This is a genomic window from Nocardioides sp. QY071, from assembly GCF_029961765.1.
GTDB lineage: Bacteria > Actinomycetota > Actinomycetes > Propionibacteriales > Nocardioidaceae > Nocardioides.
The window spans coordinates 553,250-572,311 of sequence record NZ_CP124681.1; the positions used below are offsets into that span (position 1 = coordinate 553,250).

At 70.2% G+C, this 19,062-nt stretch carries 18 protein-coding genes; 17 read left to right on the forward strand and 1 reads right to left on the reverse strand.

Features of this window, described 5'->3' with window-relative positions; genetic code table 11:
- Nucleotides 1-18 precede the first annotated feature (18 nt).
- The 16 genes from QI633_RS02640 (at nt 19) to QI633_RS02715 (ending at nt 17,226) form a co-directional block, all read left to right on the forward strand.
- Nucleotides 19-480 (forward strand): hypothetical protein, encoded by a 462-nt coding sequence (locus QI633_RS02640; RefSeq protein WP_141800513.1) that lies wholly within the window; start codon nt 19-21, stop codon nt 478-480.
- 171 nt (nt 481-651) lie between these two features.
- Entirely contained in the window at nt 652-1,008 is a 357-nt protein-coding gene (locus tag QI633_RS02645; protein ID WP_141800512.1) for an NADH-quinone oxidoreductase subunit A, read from the forward strand.
- A 2-nt stretch (nt 1,009-1,010) separates the two neighbouring features.
- Nucleotides 1,011-1,565, forward strand: a complete 555-nt coding sequence (locus QI633_RS02650; RefSeq protein ID WP_141800511.1) for an NADH-quinone oxidoreductase subunit B — start codon at nt 1,011-1,013, stop codon at nt 1,563-1,565.
- On the forward strand, nt 1,562-2,293 hold the full coding sequence (locus tag QI633_RS02655; protein ID WP_282427998.1) for an NADH-quinone oxidoreductase subunit C: 732 nt from the start codon (nt 1,562-1,564) through the stop codon (nt 2,291-2,293). The genes QI633_RS02650 and QI633_RS02655 overlap by 4 nt, the downstream gene beginning before the upstream one ends.
- Nucleotides 2,293-3,630 (forward strand): NADH-quinone oxidoreductase subunit D, encoded by a 1,338-nt coding sequence (locus tag QI633_RS02660; protein ID WP_141800509.1) that lies wholly within the window; start codon nt 2,293-2,295, stop codon nt 3,628-3,630. Before QI633_RS02655 ends, QI633_RS02660 begins: the two co-directional genes overlap by 1 nt.
- Complete coding sequence (nuoE, locus tag QI633_RS02665) at nt 3,627-4,352, forward strand: NADH-quinone oxidoreductase subunit NuoE (protein ID WP_141800508.1); 726 nt, start codon at nt 3,627-3,629, stop codon at nt 4,350-4,352. The genes QI633_RS02660 and nuoE overlap by 4 nt, the downstream gene beginning before the upstream one ends.
- Nucleotides 4,353-4,409: 57 nt before the next feature.
- Nucleotides 4,410-5,720, forward strand: a complete 1,311-nt coding sequence (gene nuoF, locus QI633_RS02670) for an NADH-quinone oxidoreductase subunit NuoF (RefSeq protein WP_222117931.1) — start codon at nt 4,410-4,412, stop codon at nt 5,718-5,720.
- A complete protein-coding gene (locus tag QI633_RS02675; RefSeq protein WP_282427999.1) occupies nt 5,717-8,146 on the forward strand; it encodes an NADH-quinone oxidoreductase subunit G in 2,430 nt (809 codons plus the stop codon). Before nuoF ends, QI633_RS02675 begins: the two co-directional genes overlap by 4 nt.
- Nucleotides 8,143-9,453, forward strand: coding sequence for an NADH-quinone oxidoreductase subunit NuoH (gene nuoH, locus QI633_RS02680; RefSeq protein ID WP_141800506.1), 1,311 nt, complete (start codon nt 8,143-8,145; stop codon nt 9,451-9,453). The genes QI633_RS02675 and nuoH overlap by 4 nt, the downstream gene beginning before the upstream one ends.
- Nucleotides 9,446-10,051: an NADH-quinone oxidoreductase subunit NuoI gene (gene nuoI, locus QI633_RS02685; RefSeq protein WP_282428000.1), complete on the forward strand. Its 606-nt coding sequence runs from the start codon at nt 9,446-9,448 to the stop codon at nt 10,049-10,051. Before nuoH ends, nuoI begins: the two co-directional genes overlap by 8 nt.
- Before the next feature lie 26 nt (nt 10,052-10,077).
- A complete protein-coding gene (locus tag QI633_RS02690) occupies nt 10,078-10,860 on the forward strand; it encodes an NADH-quinone oxidoreductase subunit J (RefSeq protein ID WP_260806605.1) in 783 nt (260 codons plus the stop codon).
- Nucleotides 10,857-11,150, forward strand: a complete 294-nt coding sequence (gene nuoK / locus QI633_RS02695; RefSeq protein WP_141800503.1) for an NADH-quinone oxidoreductase subunit NuoK — start codon at nt 10,857-10,859, stop codon at nt 11,148-11,150. Before QI633_RS02690 ends, nuoK begins: the two co-directional genes overlap by 4 nt.
- A gap of 10 nt (nt 11,151-11,160) precedes the next feature.
- Complete coding sequence (gene nuoL / locus QI633_RS02700; protein ID WP_141800502.1) at nt 11,161-13,104, forward strand: NADH-quinone oxidoreductase subunit L; 1,944 nt, start codon at nt 11,161-11,163, stop codon at nt 13,102-13,104.
- The gene (locus QI633_RS02705; RefSeq protein ID WP_282428001.1) at nt 13,104-14,612 is read left to right on the forward strand and encodes an NADH-quinone oxidoreductase subunit M; all 1,509 of its coding nucleotides are present in this window, start codon (nt 13,104-13,106) and stop codon (nt 14,610-14,612) included. Before nuoL ends, QI633_RS02705 begins: the two co-directional genes overlap by 1 nt.
- Complete coding sequence (gene nuoN / locus QI633_RS02710) at nt 14,612-16,213, forward strand: NADH-quinone oxidoreductase subunit NuoN (protein ID WP_282428002.1); 1,602 nt, start codon at nt 14,612-14,614, stop codon at nt 16,211-16,213. Before QI633_RS02705 ends, nuoN begins: the two co-directional genes overlap by 1 nt.
- 68 nt (nt 16,214-16,281) lie before the next feature.
- On the forward strand, nt 16,282-17,226 hold the full coding sequence (locus tag QI633_RS02715) for a polyprenyl synthetase family protein (protein ID WP_282429276.1): 945 nt from the start codon (nt 16,282-16,284) through the stop codon (nt 17,224-17,226).
- Between the two features lie 364 nt (nt 17,227-17,590).
- Here QI633_RS02715 and rarD read toward each other — a convergent pair whose 3' ends face one another.
- Nucleotides 17,591-18,499: an EamA family transporter RarD gene (rarD, locus tag QI633_RS02720; RefSeq protein ID WP_174245242.1), complete on the reverse strand. Its 909-nt coding sequence runs from the start codon at nt 18,497-18,499 to the stop codon at nt 17,591-17,593.
- Nucleotides 18,500-18,615: 116 nt separating this feature from the next.
- Here rarD and QI633_RS02725 point away from each other — a divergent pair, with 116 nt between their 5' ends.
- Entirely contained in the window at nt 18,616-19,062 is a 447-nt protein-coding gene (locus tag QI633_RS02725; RefSeq protein WP_141800499.1) for a hypothetical protein, read from the forward strand.

A 19,062-nucleotide genomic window follows, 5' to 3' on the forward strand; every position in this document is an offset into this window, starting at 1 on the left:
CGGCCCGTGGAGTCGTCCGTGGACCGCGTCGAGTGGACGGTCACGGAGGCCGAGCAGGCTGCGCTGGTCCGTACGTCGACCTGGCAGCTGTGGCGCCGGCTCGCGCTCTACCTCGTGGTGCTCGCCGCCTGTGCGATGGCGGTGTTCGGCTCGGCTCGCTGGGGCACGCCCGGACTCCTCCTGGGTCCGGTGTTCGGGGTCGCGATGGGAGCCTGGCTCTGGGTGAGCGCGCGCCGCTCCGTGCGCCGGATGCTGCTGGCCGCCTACCCGGTCGGCGCCACGGCGGCGGCGGAGGCCACGGACGAGGCGCTGCGCCTCGAGACGGCGGCCGGCGCCAGCGAGCTGCCCTGGGCGCGACTGGCCCGCGTCGTACCGGGATCCGTCGTCGTCCTGGCACGCGACGAGGCCAGCCGGCAGTGGCTCACCATCCCGCGCCAGCTGTTCCCGGACACGTGGGTCCAGCGCATCCCGAGACCCTGAATTACGCAACCCTCTCGTGCGTTAAATCCGCAGGTCAGGGCCGGTTTCGGCGTCGCCGGGCGCATCGGACGCCCCCGATGACCACCCCCCTGTGACGAGGCCTCCGGGCAGTGGCAGGATGTGTGGCACGCCACTAGTGATTCTGTTCACAAGATCACGAGAGGGAGGCTCATGGAGCTCTACACGCCGGTGCTGGTGCTGGCGGCTTTGGCCGCGTTGTTCGCGGTCGGGTCGGTCGTCATGAGCACGTTGGTCGGGCCGAAGCGCTACAACCGCGCGAAGTACGACTCCTACGAGTGCGGCATCGAGCCGACCCCCCAGGCGCTGACGGGGCGCTTCCCGGTGAAGTACTACATCACCGCGATGCTCTTCATCGTCTTCGACATCGAGATCGTCTTCCTCTACCCGTGGGCCGTTCGCTTCGACGCCATGGCCTGGTACGGACTGATCGAGATGGTGCTGTTCATCGCCACGGTCTTCGTGGCCTACGCCTACGTCTGGCGTCGCGGCGGATTGGATTGGGACTGACCATGGGTGTCGAGGAGAAGCTCCCGAGCGGAGTCCTGCTGAGCACGGTCGAGGGCCTGGCCGGCTACATGCGCAAGGCCAGCTTCTGGCCGGCGACCTTCGGGCTCGCGTGCTGCGCGATCGAGATGATGACCAGCGGCGGCCCGAAGTACGACCTCGCCCGGTTCGGCATGGAGGTCTTCCGCGCCAGCCCGCGCCAGGCCGACCTGATGATCGTGGCCGGCCGGGTCAGCCAGAAGATGGCCCCGGTCCTGCGCCAGATCTACGACCAGATGGCCGAGCCCAAGTGGGTGCTCGCGATGGGCGTGTGCGCCAGCAGCGGCGGCATGTTCAACAACTACGCGATCGTCCAGGGCGTCGACCACGTCGTCCCCGTCGACATGTACCTCCCGGGTTGCCCGCCTCGCCCCGAGATGCTCATCGACGCGATCCTCAAGCTCCACGACAAGGTCCAGCACACCCCGCTCGGCGCCAACCGCCAGGCGCAGATCCGTGAGCTCGAGGCCGAGGGCCTGGTCGCCCTTCCCACCAGCGACATGAGGGGGATGCTCCGGTGAGCGACGACAAGCCCGCCGGTCCCGAGAAGGCGGTCGAGCAGCCCGCGGTCGAGCAGTCCCCGGAGAACGCTCCCGAGGCGCTCGGCGAGCCGGGCCTCGAGGTCCGTGCGGTCGGCGAGCGCCACGGCATGTTCGGCGTCAAGGGCTCCGGCGACACCAGCGGGTACGGCGGCCTGGTGGCTCCCGTGGTCCTACCCGGTGCGGCGCAGCGCCCCTACGGCGGCTGGTTCGACAAGGTCGCCGACGTGCTCGACCCGCTGATCGAGCAGGTCGTGATCCACCGCGGCGAGATCACCTTCCACGTCCACCGCGACCACCTGAGCGAGGTGGCGAAGAAGCTCCGCGACGACCCGAGCCTGCGCTTCGAACTGCTCTCGGGGGTCAGCGGCGTGCACTACCCGGGTGACACCGGCCGCGAGCTGCACGCGGTCTACCACCTGATGTCGTTCACCTGGAACCGCCGGGTCCGCGTCGAGGTCGCCGTACCCGACGCCGATCCGCACCTGCCGTCCCTCGTCCCGGTCTACCCCGCGGCCGACTGGCACGAGCGCGAGACGTGGGACATGTTCGGCCTGCGGTTCGACGGCCACCCGGCGCTGACCCGGATCCTGATGCCCGACGACTGGCCGGGCCACCCGCAGCGCAAGGACTACCCGCTCGGCGGCATCCCCGTCGAGTACAAGGGCGCCAGCGTGCCACCGCCGGACCAGCGGAGGAGCTACAACTGATGAGCACCGACTTCTACGCCGACGGCACCGACACCGCCGAGGGCAAGGTCTTCACCGTCACCGGCCAGGACTGGGACGAGATCGCCGCCGACATGGGCGAGGGCGATGCCGCCGAGCGGATCGTCGTCAACATGGGCCCGCAGCACCCGTCGACCCACGGCGTGCTCCGGTTGATCCTCGAGATCGAGGGCGAGACGGTCACCGAGGCCCGTTGCGGCATCGGCTACCTGCACACCGGCATCGAGAAGAACATGGAGTTCCGCTCCTGGACCCAGGGCGTCACGTTCTGCACCCGGATGGACTACCTCTCGCCGTTCTACAACGAGATGACCTACGTCCTGGGCGTCGAGCGGCTGCTCGACATCGAGGACGACATCCCCGAGAAGGCCCAGATCATGCGGGTCCTGCTCATGGAGCTCAACCGGATCTCCTCCCACCTGGTGTGCATCGCCACCGGCGGCATGGAGATCGGCGCGCTGACGGTGATGACGATCGGCTTCCGCGAGCGCGAGCTGGTCCTCGACCTGTTCGAGCTGATCACCGGCCTGCGGATGAACCACGCGTTCATCCGCCCCGGCGGCGTCGCGCAGGACCTGCCGCCGGGCGCGCTCGACGAGATCCGCTCGTTCGTCGCGCTGATGAAGAAGCGCCTGCCCGAGTACGCCGCGCTGTGCAACGCGAACCCGATCTTCAAGGCCCGCCTCGAGAACGTCGGCCACCTCGACCTCGAGGGCTGCATGGCGCTCGGCCTCACCGGCCCGGTCCTGCGCAGCACCGGCTACGGCTTCGACCTGCGCAAGGCGCAGCCCTACTGCGGCTACGAGACCTACGACTTCGACGTACAGACCTGGGACACCTCCGACTCCTACGGCCGGTTCCGGGTGCGCCTCAACGAGATGCACGAGTCCCTCAAGATCATCGAGCAGGCCGCCGACCGGCTGGCCCGGCTCGAGGGCGCACCGGTCATGGTCGCCGACAAGAAGATCGCCTGGCCCAGCCAGCTCTCGATCGGCAGCGACGGCATGGGCAACAGCCTCGATCACATCCGCCACATCATGGGCGAGTCGATGGAGGCCCTGATCCACCACTTCAAGCTGGTGACCGAGGGCTTCCGGGTCCCGGCCGGGCAGGCCTACGTGCCGGTCGAGTCGCCGCGCGGCGAGCTCGGCGCCCACGTCGTCTCCGACGGCGGCACCCGTCCCTTCCGGGCGCACTTCCGCGACCCGTCGTTCAACAACCTCCAGGCGATGGGCGTGATGAGCGAGGGCGGCCAGATCGCCGACGTCATCGTCGCCATCGCGAGCATCGACCCGGTCATGGGAGGCGTCGACCGATGAGCACCCAGCCCAGCGCCAACCAGCTGGACGACAAGACGATCGCCGAGCTGCGCGAGATCGCCGAGCGCTACCCCGAGCCGCGCTCGGGCCTGCTGCCGATGCTGCACCTCGTGCAGTCGGTACAGGGCCGGATCACCCCCGAGGGCATCGAGGCCTGCGCCGCGATCCTGGAGATCAGCGCTGCCGACGTCAACGGCGTCGCCACCTTCTACACGATGTACAAGCGCCACGGCGTCGGCGACTACCACGTCGGTGTGTGCACCAACACGCTGTGCGCGGTGATGGGCGGCGACGCGATCCTCCAGCGGCTCGAGGACCACCTCGAGATCGGCAACGACGAGGTCGCAGTCCAGCGCCAGGGCGACTCGCGCACGGTCAGCCTCGAGCACATCGAGTGCAACGCGGCCTGCGACTACGCGCCGGTGGTGATGGTCAACTGGGAGTTCATGGACAACCAGACCCCCGAGTCGGCGGTCCAGATGGTCGAGGCACTGCGCGCCGGCCACGAGGTCAGCTCGACCCGAGGACCCAAGCTCTGCACCTGGCGCGAGGCCGAGCGGGTCCTCGCCGGGTTCCCCGACGGCCGCGTCGACGAGGGCCCCTCCGCGGGCTCCGCGTCGCTCGCCGGCCTCGAGATCGCCCGCCAGCGCGGCTGGCACGCCCCCGATCCGGCGGCCACGCCCGCCGTCGAGGCCGCACAGAAGTCGGAGAGCGACGCATGAGCGTGTTTCGAGACGCTCGCTGGCGCTCGCTCCTCAACAACCGGGAGAGGACACTCCGTGGCTGACATTCTGACCCCGGTCCTCACCGACATCTGGGACGCCGAGCAGTCCTGGAAGCTCGCGACGTACGCAGGCAAGGGCGGCTACTCCGCCCTCGACGTCGCCTTCGCGATGAGCCCCGACGACGTCATCGCCGCCGTCAAGGACAGCGGCCTGCGCGGCCGGGGCGGCGCCGGCTTCCCCACCGGCATGAAGTGGTCGTTCATCCCGCAGGACAACCCGAAGCCGAAGTACCTCGTCGTCAACGCCGACGAGTCCGAGCCGGGCACCTGCAAGGACATCCCGCTGATGATGGGCAACCCCCACGTCCTCGTCGAGGGCGTCATCATCAGCTCCTACGCCATCCGCGCCAACAAGGCGTTCATCTACATCCGCGGCGAGGTTGTCCACGTCATTCGCCGGGTCCAGGCCGCCGTCGCCGAGGCGTACGCCGCCGGCCACCTCGGCAAGGACATCCACGGCTCCGGCTACGACCTCGACGTCGTCGTCCACGCCGGTGCCGGGGCCTACATCTGCGGCGAGGAGACCGCCCTCCTCGAGGGCCTCGAGGGCCGCCGCGGCCAGCCGCGACTGCGCCCGCCCTTCCCCGCGGTCGCCGGCCTGTACGCCAGCCCGACGGTCATCAACAACGTCGAGTCCATCGCGTCCGTGCCGGCGATCGTCAAGAACGGCGCGGCCTGGTTCGGCTCGATGGGCACCGAGAAGTCCAAGGGCCACGGCATCTTCTCGCTGTCCGGGCACGTGCGGACTCCGGGCCAGTATGAAGCGCCGCTCGGCATCACCCTGCGCGAGCTGCTCGACCTCGCCGGCGGCATCCGCGAGGGCCACCAGCTGAAGTTCTGGACCCCTGGCGGATCGAGCACCCCGCTGCTCACGGCCGAGCACCTCGACGTCCCCCTCGACTTCGAGGGCGTCGGAGCCGTCGGCTCGATGCTCGGCACCCGCGCGCTGCAGATCTTCGACGAGACGGTCTGCGTGGTCCGTGCGGTGCTGCGCTGGACGGAGTTCTACAAGCACGAGTCGTGCGGCAAGTGCACCCCGTGCCGCGAGGGCACGTGGTGGCTGGTGCAGGCGCTGACCCGCCTCGAGAACGGCCAGGGCAGCGAGGCCGACCTCGACCAGCTGCTCGACCAGTGCGACAACATCCTCGGACGCTCCTTCTGCGCGCTCGGCGACGGCGCGACCAGTCCGGTGTCCAGCTCGATCCAGCACTTCCGCGACGAGTACCTCGCCCACCTCGAGCAGGGCGGCTGCCCGTTCGACCCGGCGCGGTCCACCGCGTGGTCCGGAACGGAGGTCTCGGCATGACGACCGGGGAAGTCGAGAAGACCGATCTCGTCACCGTCACCATCGACGGCGTCCAGGTCAGCGTCCCCAAGGACACCCTGGTGATCCGGGCCGCCGAGCAGGTCGGCGTACAGATCCCGAGGTTCTGCGACCACCCGCTGCTCGCGCCCGTCGGCGCCTGCCGCCAGTGCCTGGTCGACGTCCCCGACGCCGGCAACGGCCGCGGCTTCCCCAAGCCGCAGGCCTCGTGCACGCTGCCGGTCGCCGAGGGCATGGTCGTCAGCACCCAGGTCACCAGCCCGGTCGCCGACAAGGCGCAGCAGGGCGTGATGGAGCTGCTGCTCATCAACCACCCGCTCGACTGCCCGGTCTGCGACAAGGGCGGCGAGTGCCCGCTGCAGAACCAGGCGATGTCCAACGGCCGCGGCGAGTCCCGCTTCTCCGACGACCGCAACCGCGGCGTGAAGCGCACCTTCCCCAAGCCGATCAACCTCTCGCCGACGGTGCTGCTCGACCGCGAGCGCTGCATCGTGTGCCAGCGCTGCACCCGGTTCGCCGACGAGATCGCCGGCGACCCGTTCATCGCGCTGGTCGAGCGCGGCGCCCAGCAGCAGATCGGCATCGCCGAGGACGCACCGTTCCTGTCGTACTTCTCCGGCAACGTCATCCAGATCTGTCCCGTCGGCGCGCTCACCTCCGAGCAGTACCGGTTCCGGTCCCGCCCCTTCGACCTGGTCTCGACGCCGGGCATCGCCGAGCACGACGCCTGCGGCTCCGCGATCCGCGTCGACCACCGCCGTGGCGCCGTGCTGCGCCGCCAGGCCGGCAACGACCCCGCGGTCAACGAGGAGTGGATCAGCGACAAGGACCGGTTCGCGTTCGCCTACACGCAGGGTGACGACCGGATCACCTACCCGCAGGTCCGCGACGAGGACGGCTCACTGCGCCCGGCCTCGTGGCCCGAGGCGTTCACCGTCGCCGCCCGCGGTCTCGCCGCCGCGAAGGCGGCCGGCGGCGTCGGCGTACTGACCGGCGGCCGGCTGACGGCCGAGGACGCCTACGCCTACAGCAAGCTCGCCCGAGTCGCGCTCGGCACCAACGACGTCGACTTCAGGGCCCGCCCCCACTCCGCCGAGGAGGCGGCCTTCCTCGCCGCGTCGGTGGTGCTGACCGGACCCGGCAACGGCGGTGTCACCTACGACGACCTCGAGTCCGCGGCGTCGGTCGTCCTCGTGGGCCTGGAGCCCGAGGACGAGGCGGCCGCGATCTTCCTGCGGCTGCGCAAGTCGGTCCGCGCCGGCGGCACCGAGGTGATCAGCCTCGCGCCGTTCACGACCCGCGGCCTCGACAAGCTGTCCGCCCGCGTGGTCCCGACCGCGCCCGGCGACGAGCCGGCCGCGCTGCGGGCGCTGGCCGGCGAGCTGGACGCCACGTCGGTCCTCCTGGTGGGGGAGCGGCTGGCCACCGTGCCCGGCGCGCTCACCGCCGCCGCCGAGGTCGCCGCGTCCACGGGTGCCCGGCTGGCCTGGGTCCCGCGCCGCGCGGGTGACCGCGGGGCGCTCGAGGCCGGCTGCCTGCCGACCCTGCTGCCCGGCGGCCGTCCGGTCGGCGACACCGGCGCCCGGATCGACGTCGCCGCCGCCTGGGGCGTCGAGCACCTGCCCGAGACCGAGGGCCGCAGCGCCGACGCGATCGTCGCCGCCCTCGGCGCCGGCGAGCTCGGCGGCCTGGTCATCGCCGGCGTCGACCCCGACGACACCAGCGACCCCGCCGCCACCCGCGCCGCCATCGACGCCGCCGGCTTCCTGGTCGCGCTCGACCTGCGTCGTACCGAGGTCACCGAGCGCGCCGACGTCGTCTTCCCGGTCGCACCGACCACCGACAAGGCCGGCACCTTCGTCAACTGGGAGGGCCGGGTCCGCACGTGGGAGGCCGCCCTGCACAACCCGGCCTCGCTGCCGGACCTGCGCGCCCTCGCCGGCATCGCCGACGAGATGGGCACCCCGCTCGGGTTCCGCACCGTCGACGAGGTCCGAGCCGAGATGGCTCAGCTCGGGCCGTGGGACGGCGAGCGCGTCGGCCTGCCGGCGGCCCCGGGCGAGTCTGCGGCAACTCAACAGCGAGAAGGCGGCAACTCGACGGTCCGGCTGGCCACGTGGAAGCAGCTGCTCGACAACGGCTCGCTGCAGGACGGCGACAAGTTCCTCAAGGCCACCGCCCGCACGCCGGTCGCCCTGGTCACGCCGGCCGACTTCGACCGCTACGGCCCGACGGTCACCGTGACCGGTGACCGCGGCTCGATGACGCTGCCGGCCGAGATCTGCGACGACCTCGTCGAGGGCGTGGTCTGGGTGCCGGCCAACTCGGTCGGCAACGGCGTCCTCGCCGACCTGGCGTCCCCGGGCGCCACGGTCACCATCACGGGAGCGGAAGGGGTGCACGGGTGAGCGAGTCGCTCGGTCTGTTCGGCAAGGATCCCTGGTGGGTCGTCGGGCTGAAGACCCTCCTGATCTTCGTCATCCTGGTCCTGCTCACGCTGTTCAACATCTGGTGGGAGCGCCGGGTCGTCGCCCGGATGCAGCACCGGATCGGCCCCAACGTGCACGGTCCCTTCGGCCTGCTGCAGTCGCTGGCCGACGGCGTGAAGCTGGCCTTCAAGGAGGACCTGATCCCCAAGGCCGCCGACAAGGTGGTCTTCGTGCTCGCGCCGGTGATCGTCGTGGTGCCGGCGTTCGTGACGTTCAGCGTGATCCCGTTCGGGCCCGAGGTGAGCTTCTTCGGGCACCAGACCCCGCTGCAGCTCACCGACATGCCGGTCGCCGTGCTCTTCGTGATGGCGATCGCGTCGATCGGCATCTACGGCATCGTCCTCGGCGGCTGGTCCAGCGGCTCGACGTACTCCCTGCTGGGCGGGCTGCGCTCGAGTGCGCAGATGATCTCCTACGAGGTCGCGATGGGCCTCGCCCTGGTCGCGGTGTTCATGTACGCCGGCTCGATGTCCACCAGCGAGATCGTCGCCGCGCAGGACGACCTGTGGTTCGGGCTGATCCTGCTGCCGTCGTTCGTGATCTACACGATCGCCATGGTCGGTGAGACCAACCGTGCGCCGTTCGACCTCCCCGAGGCCGAGGGCGAGCTGGTCGGCGGCTTCCACACCGAGTACTCCAGCCTGAAGTTCGCGCTGTTCTTCCTCGCCGAGTACATCAACATGGCCACCGTCTCCGCACTGGCGACCACCCTCTTCCTGGGCGGCTGGCACGCGCCGTTCTGGATCGACCACGTGTGGGCGGGCGCCAACGAGGGCTACTGGCCGGTGCTGTGGTTCTTCGGCAAGGTGCTGTTCTTCATCTTCATCTTCATCTGGCTGCGCGGCTCGCTGCCGCGGCTGCGCTACGACCAGTTCATGGCGTTCGGCTGGAAGCGGCTGATCCCCGTCTCGCTGGTGTGGATCGTCGCCGTCGCCACCATGCGCGCGGCCCGCAACGAGGGCGTGTTCGACGAGGGCTTCGGCAGCAACCCCCAGTTCTGGCTGATCATCGGCGGCGTGGTGCTCGCCGTGCTGCTGCTGACCTTCTTCGTCCCGGAGAAGGACGACGAGGCGACCGCCGAGCCCGTCGAGCCACGCGCCGGGGGCTTCCCGGTGCCGCCCATGCCGGCGGGTGGCGCCGTCCGCGGTGCCGCCGCGCCGCTGGTGTTCCGCACCGATGCCACCGTCAGTGAGACCGTCCGCGATTCAGGGGTGAGCAATGGCTGACCAGCCGCGCGATGCGCAGCAGCGGGGAAGCGAAGCGACCGACCGCACAAAGGGGCCCTCCCTCAAGGAGCAGCTCTGGGACCCGGTGGCCGGGTTCGGGGTCACCTTCCGGACCATGTTCCGCAAGGTCGTCACCGAGCAGTACCCCAAGGAGAAGCTGCCCACCGCGCCGCGCTTCCACGGCCGCCACCAGCTCAACCGCTGGCCCGACGGCCTCGAGAAGTGCGTCGGGTGCGAGCTGTGCGCCTGGGCCTGCCCCGCCGACGCGATCTACGTCGAGGGCGCCGAGAACGACGACACCCTCGACGCGGACGGGAGGTCCCAGCGCTACAGCGCCGGTGAGCGCTACGGCCGCGTCTACCAGATCAACTACCTGCGCTGCATCCTGTGCGGCCTGTGCATCGAGGCCTGCCCGACCCGGGCGCTGACGATGACCAACGAGTACGAGCTCGCCGACGACAGCCGGGCCAGCCTGATCTACGAGAAGTCCGACCTGCTGGCGCCGCTGCTGCCCGGCATGGAGCAGCCGCCGCACCCGCAGCTGCTCGGCTCCGACGACGACTACTACCGCGGCGACTTCAAGGGGGCCGAGCAGTGACCGCCTTCTGGATCCTCGCGCCGATCATGGTGCTGGCCGCGCTCGGCATCCTGTTCGTGCGCAAGGCCGTCCACGCGGCGCTGCTGCTGGCGGTCGTGATGATCAGCCTCGCGGTGCTGTACGCCGTCCTCGAGGCGCCGTTCCTGTTCGCGGTCCAGATCATCGTCTACACCGGCGCGATCCTGATGCTGTTCCTCTTCGTGCTGATGCTGGTCGGCGTCGACGCCTCCGACTCCACGGTCGAGACGATCAAGGGCCAGCGGCCGCTGGCCTGGCTGGTCGGCCTGGCCTTCGTCGTGGTGATGGTGGTTGCGCTGACCCAGCTGACCTTCGGCACCGCGGTCGGCCTCGACGAGGCCAACGCCGGTGGCAACGTCCAGGCGCTGGCCGACCTGCTGTTCTCCCGCTACGTCTTCATCTTCGAGGCCACCAGCGCCCTGCTCATCACCGCCGCCGTCGGCGCGATGGTGCTGGCCCACCGCGAGCGGCTCACCCCGAAGCGCACCCAGGCGAGCATCGCCGCCGACAAGGTCCGGGCGTACGCCGAGAGCGGCGCCCACCTCGGCCCGCTGCCGCCACCGGGCGTCTACGCCCGCCACAACGCGGTCGACACCCCGGCCCTGCTGCCCGACGGCAGCCCGGCGCCCGCGTCTGTCTCCCGGGTCCTCGCGGCCCGCGGCACCATGCAGAAGGCCGGCCTCAAGGACATCGAGGTGATCAAGGACCAGCTCGGCGTCGACCCCACGGAGAAGCCTGAGACGGCGGGCAAGAGCGCTGCGACCGGCTCGAGTGAGGAGAACGAGGCGTGACCGAATACGTGGTGCTCAGCGCCATCCTGTTCACGATCGGGTCGATCGGGGTGCTCACCCGCCGCAACGCGATCGTCGTGTTCATGTGCGTCGAGCTGATGCTCAACGCCTGCAACCTCGCGTTCGTCGCCTTCGCCCGCCAGCACGGCAACCTCGACGGCCAGATCGCCGCCTTCTTCGTGATGGTGGTGGCCGCGGCCGAGGTCGTGGTCGGGCTCGCGATCATCATGACCATCTTCCGGACCCGTCGCTCGGCCTCGGTCGACGACGCGAGCCTGCTGAAGTTCTGAGGACGAGATGATGCACGCACTCACCGCGCTGACCCTCAAGGCCAGCGAGACGCACATCCCCGTGGTCTCGCCGACCGACGCCGACGGACCCTTCACCCTGTTGTGGCTGATCATCGCGCTGCCGCTGCTCGGCGCCGCGATCCTGCTGCTCGGCGGCCGCTACACCGACAAGTGGGGCCACCTGCTCGGTACGGCGACCGCGGCCACCTCCTTCGTGATCAGCCTCGTTCTGTTCGTGAGCCTGCTCGGGCGCGAGGAGGGCGACCGCCAGGTCGCGCAGCACCTCTACGACTGGATCGACTCCGGCCGGCTGCACATCGGCATGGACCTGCTCTACGACCCGCTGTCGGCGCTCTTCCTGCTGCTGATCACCGGCGTCGGCTCGCTGATCCACGTCTACTCGATCGGCTACATGGCCCACGACCCGCGCCGGCGCCGGTTCTTCGCCTACCTGAACCTCTTCGTCGCGGCCATGCTCATGCTGGTCCTCTCGGAGAACTACGTGGGCCTGTTCCTGGGCTGGGAGGGCGTCGGCCTCGCGTCGTACCTCCTCATCGGGTTCTGGCAGCACAAGCCGTCGGCGGCCGCCGCGGCCAAGAAGGCGTTCGTCATCAACCGGGTCGGCGACGTGGGCATGGGCCTGGCGATCTTCTTGATGATCGTCACGTTCGGCACCGCGAGCTTCAGCGGCGTCAGCGCCCTGGCCGGCAGCGCCACCGAGACCACGCTCAACTGGATCGGCGTGCTGCTGCTCGTCGGCGCCTGCGGCAAGTCGGCCCAGGTCCCGCTCCAGGCCTGGCTCCTCGACGCGATGGAGGGCCCGACCCCGGTCTCGGCCCTCATCCACGCGGCGACCATGGTCACCGCCGGCGTCTACCTGATCACCCGCTCCAACTTCGTCTTCGAGCTCGCGCCGACCGCCCAGACCGCGGTGGTCATCGTGGCGACGGTGACGCTGCTGTGGGGCGCGATCATCGGATGCGCGAAGGACGACATCAAGAAGGGTCTCGCTGGCTCCACGATGAGCCAGATCGGCTACATGATGCTCGGTGCCGGCCTCGGCGTCGCGGGCTACGCGTTCGCGATCTTCCACCTGCTGACCCACGGCTTCTTCAAGGCCAACATGTTCCTCGGGGCCGGCTCGGTGATGCACGCGATGGACGACGACGTCGACATGCGCCACTACGGCGCGCTGCAGAAGGCGCTGCCCATCACGTTCGCGACCTTCGCCCTCGGCTTCCTCGCCATCATCGGCATCCCGCCGTTCGCCGGCTTCTGGTCGAAGGACAAGATCATCGAGGTCGCGCTGACCGAGAACCCGGTCGTCGGTATCTGCGCGCTGCTCGGTGCCGGCATCACCGGCTTCTACATGACGCGGATGATGCTGATGACCTTCTTCACCAAGAAGCGCTGGGAGAAGGACGTCCACCCCCACGAGAGCCCGCTCGTGATGACCATTCCGCTGATGGTGCTGGCCGCGCTCTCCGCGCTCGGCGGCCTGATGCTCGCCGGCAACTGGATCGTCGACTTCCTCGGCCCGGTCGTCGGCCACGCCGAGCACGAGGAGCCGCCGCTGCCGGTCATCGTGCTCACCCTGATCACGATCGCCGTGGTCGCCGTCGGTGTGGCACTGGCCTGGGTGCTGGTCGGCCAGCGCGACGTCCCGCGCACCGCGCCGGCCGACGTCTCGTTCGCCACGAGGGCCGCCCGCGCCGACCTCTACGGCGACGCGATCAACGAGGGCCTGGTCGTCAACCCGGGCCGCGCCACGGTGCGCGCGCTCACCGACGGTGACCGCACCCTCGTCGACGGGCTCTTCATGGGCGGCACGACGGTCCTCGCCGGCACCGGTGAGCTGCTCCGGCGGCTCCAGAACGGCTACGTCCGGTCCTACGCCCTCGGCATCCTCGGCGGCGCACTGCTCCTCGTCCTGACCCTGGTGGTGGTGAACTGATGTTGCTCAGCCTGCTCGTCTGGCTGCCGATCGCCGGTGCGGTCGCCGTCGCGTTCCTCCCGCGCACGGTCAGCAAGACCGCCGGCCTCGGCGTCGCGCTGGCGACGCTGGTCGTCGGCGTGGTCGTCGCGGCGTCGTACGACGCCGACGGCGGCCGCCAGCTGAAGGAGGAGCACGAGTGGATCGAGGCGTTCGGGGTGCACTACGCCCTCGGCGTCGACGGTCTCGGCCTGCTGCTGGTCCTGCTGACGGTCCTCCTGGTCCCGCTGGTGCTCGGCGCGGAGTGGTTCAAGGCCGACGCCGCGGGCTCGGCCGGCGCCCGCGCGTTCGTCGCCTGGACGCTGGCGCTCGAGGGCCTCTCGCTCGCCGTGTTCTGCGCGACCGACGTGTTCCTCTTCTACGTGGTTTTCGAGGCGACGCTGATCCCGGCGTACTTCCTGGTCGGCGGCTTCGGCCGCGAGGGCCGGGGCGCGGCGGCGCTGAAGTTCCTGATGTTCCAGCTCGCGGGCGGCCTGATCCTGCTCGCCGCGGTGATCGGGCTCTACGTCGTCTCCGCCCAGCAGGGCGAGCCGTCGTACCTCCTCGCCGACCTCGAGAAGCTCGACATCGGCACCGAGGCCGGCCGCTGGCTGTTCTTCGGCTTCTTCATCGCCTTCGCGATCAAGGCGCCGTTGTTCCCGCTGCACACCTGGCTTGCCGACACCACCGAGAAGGCGACGCCCGGCACCGGCGTGCTGCTGGTCTGCATCCTCGACAAGATCGGCACCTTCGGGATGATGAGGTTCTGCCTCGGCATCTTCCCGGAGGCCTCGCAGTGGGCGACCCCGCTGGTCATCACGCTGGCGCTGATCTCCGTGGTCTACGGCGCGTTCATCGCGATCGGCCAGGACGACATCTTCCGCCTGATCGGCCTCACCTCGCTGAGCCACTTCGGCCTGATCACGCTGGGCGTCTTCACGATGACCAGCCAGGGTGGCACCGGCGCGATCCTCTACATGGTCAACCATGGCCTCGGCACCGCCGCGCTGTTCCTGGTCGCGGGCTACCTCTACGACCGCAGCGGCACGTCCTCGATCCGCGAGATGCGCGGCGTCGAGAAGGTCGCGCCGGTCCTGGCCGGGCTGCTGCTCGTCGCCGGCCTGGCCACGCTCGGCCTGCCGGGCCTCTCGCCGTTCGTCAGCGAGTTCCTCGTGTTCGTGGCGGCCTTCGACTACGGGTGGTACGTCGGCGCGATCGCGGTGACCGCGGTGGTGCTGTCCGCGATCTACGTGCTGTGGATGTACCAGCGCACGATGACCGGCCCCACGCCGCCCGAGGTCGAGGGCACCAAGGACCTCGGCGTGCGCGAGATCGTCGCCGTCGCCCCGCTCATGGCCGCGCTGGTGTTCTTCGGGTTCTATCCCGCACCGCTGCTCGACGTGAGCAACCCGATGGTGGGTGACCTGATGCACCAGATGGGGATCCAGGACGACCAGCCGACGGTCGTGCAGACGGAGGAGGCGCACTGATGGAGTTCGTGAAGCCCGAGCTCGAGTACGCCGAGCTGCTGCCGATCCTCATCGTCCTCGGCGGCGCCTGCGTCGGCGTAGCGCTGGAGGCCTTCCTGCCGCGCGGCACCCGCCGCCTGCCCCAGGTCGGCCTCGCCGCGGTCACCGTGATCGCCGCCCTGGTGGCCACCGTCGTCGTCGGCATGGACCTCGACACCCACAAGGGCGCCGACGGCGCCGAGGGACGGGGCCTGGTCGGCGCGATGGGCAGCGTCGTGGTCGACGGCCCCACCGTCTACCTGTGGGGCCTGCTCCTCGTCTTCGCCCTCGGTGGCGTCGCGCTCTTCGCCGAGCAGCGACTCGAGGGCGGCGTCTCGGCCTTCACCGGCCAGGCGGCCGCACTGCCCGGCACCGAGAGCGAGCGCGAGGCCTCGACCCGCGGCCTGGAGCACACCGAGGTCTACCCGCTGCTCCTGTTCGCCGTCAGCGGCATGCTGCTCTTCCCGGCCTCCGGCGACCTGCTCACCATGTTCGTGGCCCTGGAGATCCTCTCCCTGCCGCTCTACCTGCTCTGCGGCCTGGCGCGCCGTCGCCGCCTGCTGAGTCAGGAGGCCGCGATGAAGTACTTCCTCCTCGGCGCCTTCGCCTCCGGCTTCTTCCTGTACGGCGCCGCGCTGGTCTACGGCTACGCGGGTTCGGTCTCCTTCGCCGGCATCAACGAGGCGGTCCGCGCCGGCACGGCCAACCACGGCCTGCTGCTCGCCGGCATCGGCCTGCTCGCGGTCGGCCTGCTCTTCAAGATCGGCGCCGCGCCCTTCCAGGCCTGGACCCCCGACGTCTACCAGGGCGCGCCCACCGCGGTGACCGCGTTCATGGCCGCCGGCACCAAGGTCGCCGCCTTCGGCGCCCTGCTGCGCCTGCTGTACGTCGCCTTCGGCGGCGAGCGCTGGAGCTGGCAGCCGATGCTGTGGGTGATCGCGATCGCCTCGATGGTCCTCGGCGCGGTGCTGGCCATCGTCCAGAACGACGTCAAGCGGATGCTGGCCTACTCCTCGGTCGCCCACACCGGCTTCATCCTGGTCGGCGTGCTGGGCGTGCAGAGCGCCGGCGAGCTCGCCAAGGGCCAGTACACCTCGCTCGAGGGCGTGCTCTTCTACCTGACCACCTACGGCTTCGCCATGATCGGCGCATTCGCGATCGTGACGCTGGTCCGCGACGCGGGCGGCGAGGCGACGGCGTACGAGCGCTGGGCCGGCCTGGGCCGGACCTCCCCGCTGGTGGCAGGCGCGTTCGCGTTCTTCCTGCTCTCGATGGCCGGGATCCCGCTCACCGCCGGCTTCATCGGCAAGTGGGCCGTGTTCACCTCGGCGCTGTCTGCGGGGGCCTGGCCCGTGGTGCTGGTGGCGATCGCGTGCAGCATCCTGGCGATCACGTTCTACGTGCGGCACATCCGGCTGATGTTCTTCACCGAGCCCAGTGCCGACGGCGCGGGTGTGGTCACCAGGTCCTCGCTGCTGACCTCCGGCACCATCGCGGTGTGCCTGGTCGCGACCCTGGTCCTGGGCGTCGTGCCGGGCCCGGTTCTCGATCTCGTGACCCGTACGGGAGACTTCATCAGGTGAACACACCTGGGGCCGAGCTTGCGCTGCCGATCGACGACACCGAACTCGCCGACCGCCTGCGGGCGCGGATGGCGACGGTCGAGGAGGCCCTCTACGGCCACGCGTCCAGCCGCGCGCCGTACGTCACCGAGGCGGCGCGCCACCTGCTCGCCGCCGGTGGCAAGCGGTTCCGCCCGCTCCTGGTCCTGCTGGCCGCCGAGGCCGGCCCGCGCCCGGACGCCGACGAGGTGCTCACCGCGGCCTGCGTCGTGGAGATCACCCACGTCGGCTCGCTCTACCACGACGACGTCATGGACGAGGCCGCGCTGCGCCGCGGCGAGGACTCGGCCAACGCCCGCTACGACAACCTGGTCGCGATCCTCACCGGCGACTGGCTGTTCGCGAAGTCCTCGGAGCTGACCGCCGAGCTGGGCCCGGACGCCGTACGCATCCAGGCGGAGACGTTCACCCGCCTCGTCGAGGGCCAGATCCTCGAGACCGTGAAGCCGGGCCCCGACGAGGACGCCCTGGCCCACTACCTCCAGGTCGTCGCCGGCAAGACCGGCTCCCTGATCGCGACCTCGGCCCACTACGGCGCCCTGTTCTCCGGCGCGGACCCGGCGGTGGTCGAGGCGCTGACGGCGTACGGCGAGCTCGTCGGCACCGCCTTCCAGCTCTCCGACGACATCCTCGACATCGCCTCCGAGAGCGAGGAGTCGGGCAAGACCCCCGGCACCGACCTCAAGGAGGGCGTGCCCACCCTGCCGGTGCTCCTGGCCCGCTCTTCCACCGACCCGGCCGACGCACGCCTGCTCGAGCTTCTCGACCCGTCGCGATCCGACCTCGCCGGCGACGCGCAGCTGCACGCCGAGGCGCTCGACCTGCTCCGCAAGCACCCCGCGATGGGCCAGGCGCAGGCGTACGTCGTCGCGCGCGCCCAGGAGGCCAAGGAGCTGCTCCGGGCGCTGCCCGAGGGCTCGGTCCGCACCGCGCTCGAGGCGTTCGCCGACGTCGTTGCGGTCCGCTCCGCCTGACGCACGCGCGGAGTGATCGGCAGCACCTGTCACGGGTTCGGCCGAACCGTGGTGGCGCGGGCTCGTTGAATGCCAGTAAGTCAGTTAACTTTTCTGGCGTCTCGTGCGGCGGCGACGTGCACCCCGTCCGCCGCCGCACGAGGCCTCGGGCGCTTGTAACTACGCGTTACTGCACGAATTTCGGTGCTCTAACGCCCGGGTACTAGCAAGAGTGCCGAGGTAGATGCGGCGGGTCGACGGCGACCCAGGCGGGCACTGAGCCGTTGCCGCAGTCGGTGCCCGCACCTGACTACCCGGGCGTTATGGCACCTACCTCGGTGCTCTGGCGGCTGTTTTCGTGCTGTAACCCTTAGTTACAAGCGGCTCAGACCGCGCAGGCCTCGGCGGCCGCCGCGAGCTGGCGGCGGTGGTGGCGCAGCGCCTCGGCGGTGAGCACGACCAGCGCCAGCCACACCAGCGCGAACCCGATCCAGCGGCCGGCGGGCATGTGCTCGCCGAGCAGGGTGACGCCGAGGGCGAACTGGATCGACGGGGTGAGGTACTGCAGCAGGCCCAGGGTCGTCATCGAGACCCGGGTGGCCGCGCCACCGAAGCAGAGCAGGGGGATGGCGGTGACGACTCCGCTCGCGACGAGCAGGAAGACGTGGCCGGGGCCCTCACCGGCGAAGTGGGCGCGGCCGCTGGCGCCGAGCCAGACCAGGTAGCCGAGGGCGAAGGGGGCGATCACGGCGGTCTCGAAGGCGAGGCTCTCGATCGCGCCGACGCCGGCGGACTTCTTGGCGAGGCCGTACGTGCCGAACGATAAGGCGAGGACGAGCGCGATGACAGGCGGCCGGCCGTAGTCGACCGTGAGGAGCACGACGGCGGCGAACCCGATGGCCAGGGCGGTCCATTGCACGGGCCGGAGACGCTCGCCGAGGACGAGCACGCCCATCAGCACGGTGACCAGCGGGTTGATGAAGTAGCCGAGGGAGGTCTCGACGACGCGCTCGCTGTTGACGCCGTAGATGTAGGTGCCCCAGTTGGCCGTGATGGTGGCGGCGGCGACCACGAGCAGGAGCGTCGTGCGACGATCGCGGAGCACGTCACGCAGCGCGCCCAGCCGCCGCAGCGCGACGACGAGCACGCCCATAGCGACCAACGACCAGACCATGCGGTGGGCGAGGATCTCGACGGCGCCGCTGGGTTTGAGCAGGGGCCAGTACAGGGGAAACGCACCCCACATCAGGTACGCGAGGAACCCGAGGACGAAGCCACGGCGCTGGTCCGACACACTGGGACCTTAGCGACGTGTTGCCACGACCCGCGGGGCCGGTGGTTTCAGGTCGTGTCCAGGTGGGCACGAAGGCCGTGTCCACGAACGATCCCGATCTCGAGGGGGAGTCCCTGATGCGATTCACTCGCACGATCTCTGTCCTGGTCGCGGCCTTCACCGCCGCGCTCCTCGGCCTGACGCTGGCGCCGACCGGTGCCCAGGCCGCCGATTCGATCCAGGTCCAGCCGGCGACCAGCAAGGTCGTCGCCGCCAAGGGCGTCACGCCGCGCGCTGTCGGCATCGGCGACTGCGGCCCCAACCCGCCGAACTGCTACGGCAAGCGCCTGTGGGCCAAGTTCGCGACCAACCCGCTCGCGCCGGGCGTCAAGATCAAGGTCTACGTCAAGCGCAGCGGCAAGTGGGTCCGGGTTGCCAAGGTCAAGACCAAGGCCAGCGGCCTGACCAAGAAGGTCTTCGTCAAGGCCGAGCGTCGCAAGACCACCCGCTACAAGGTCGTCGCCAAGGGTGACGCCGTCTACGCCAAGGCGATCTTCAAGTTCAAGGTCTACCCGCGCAGCTGA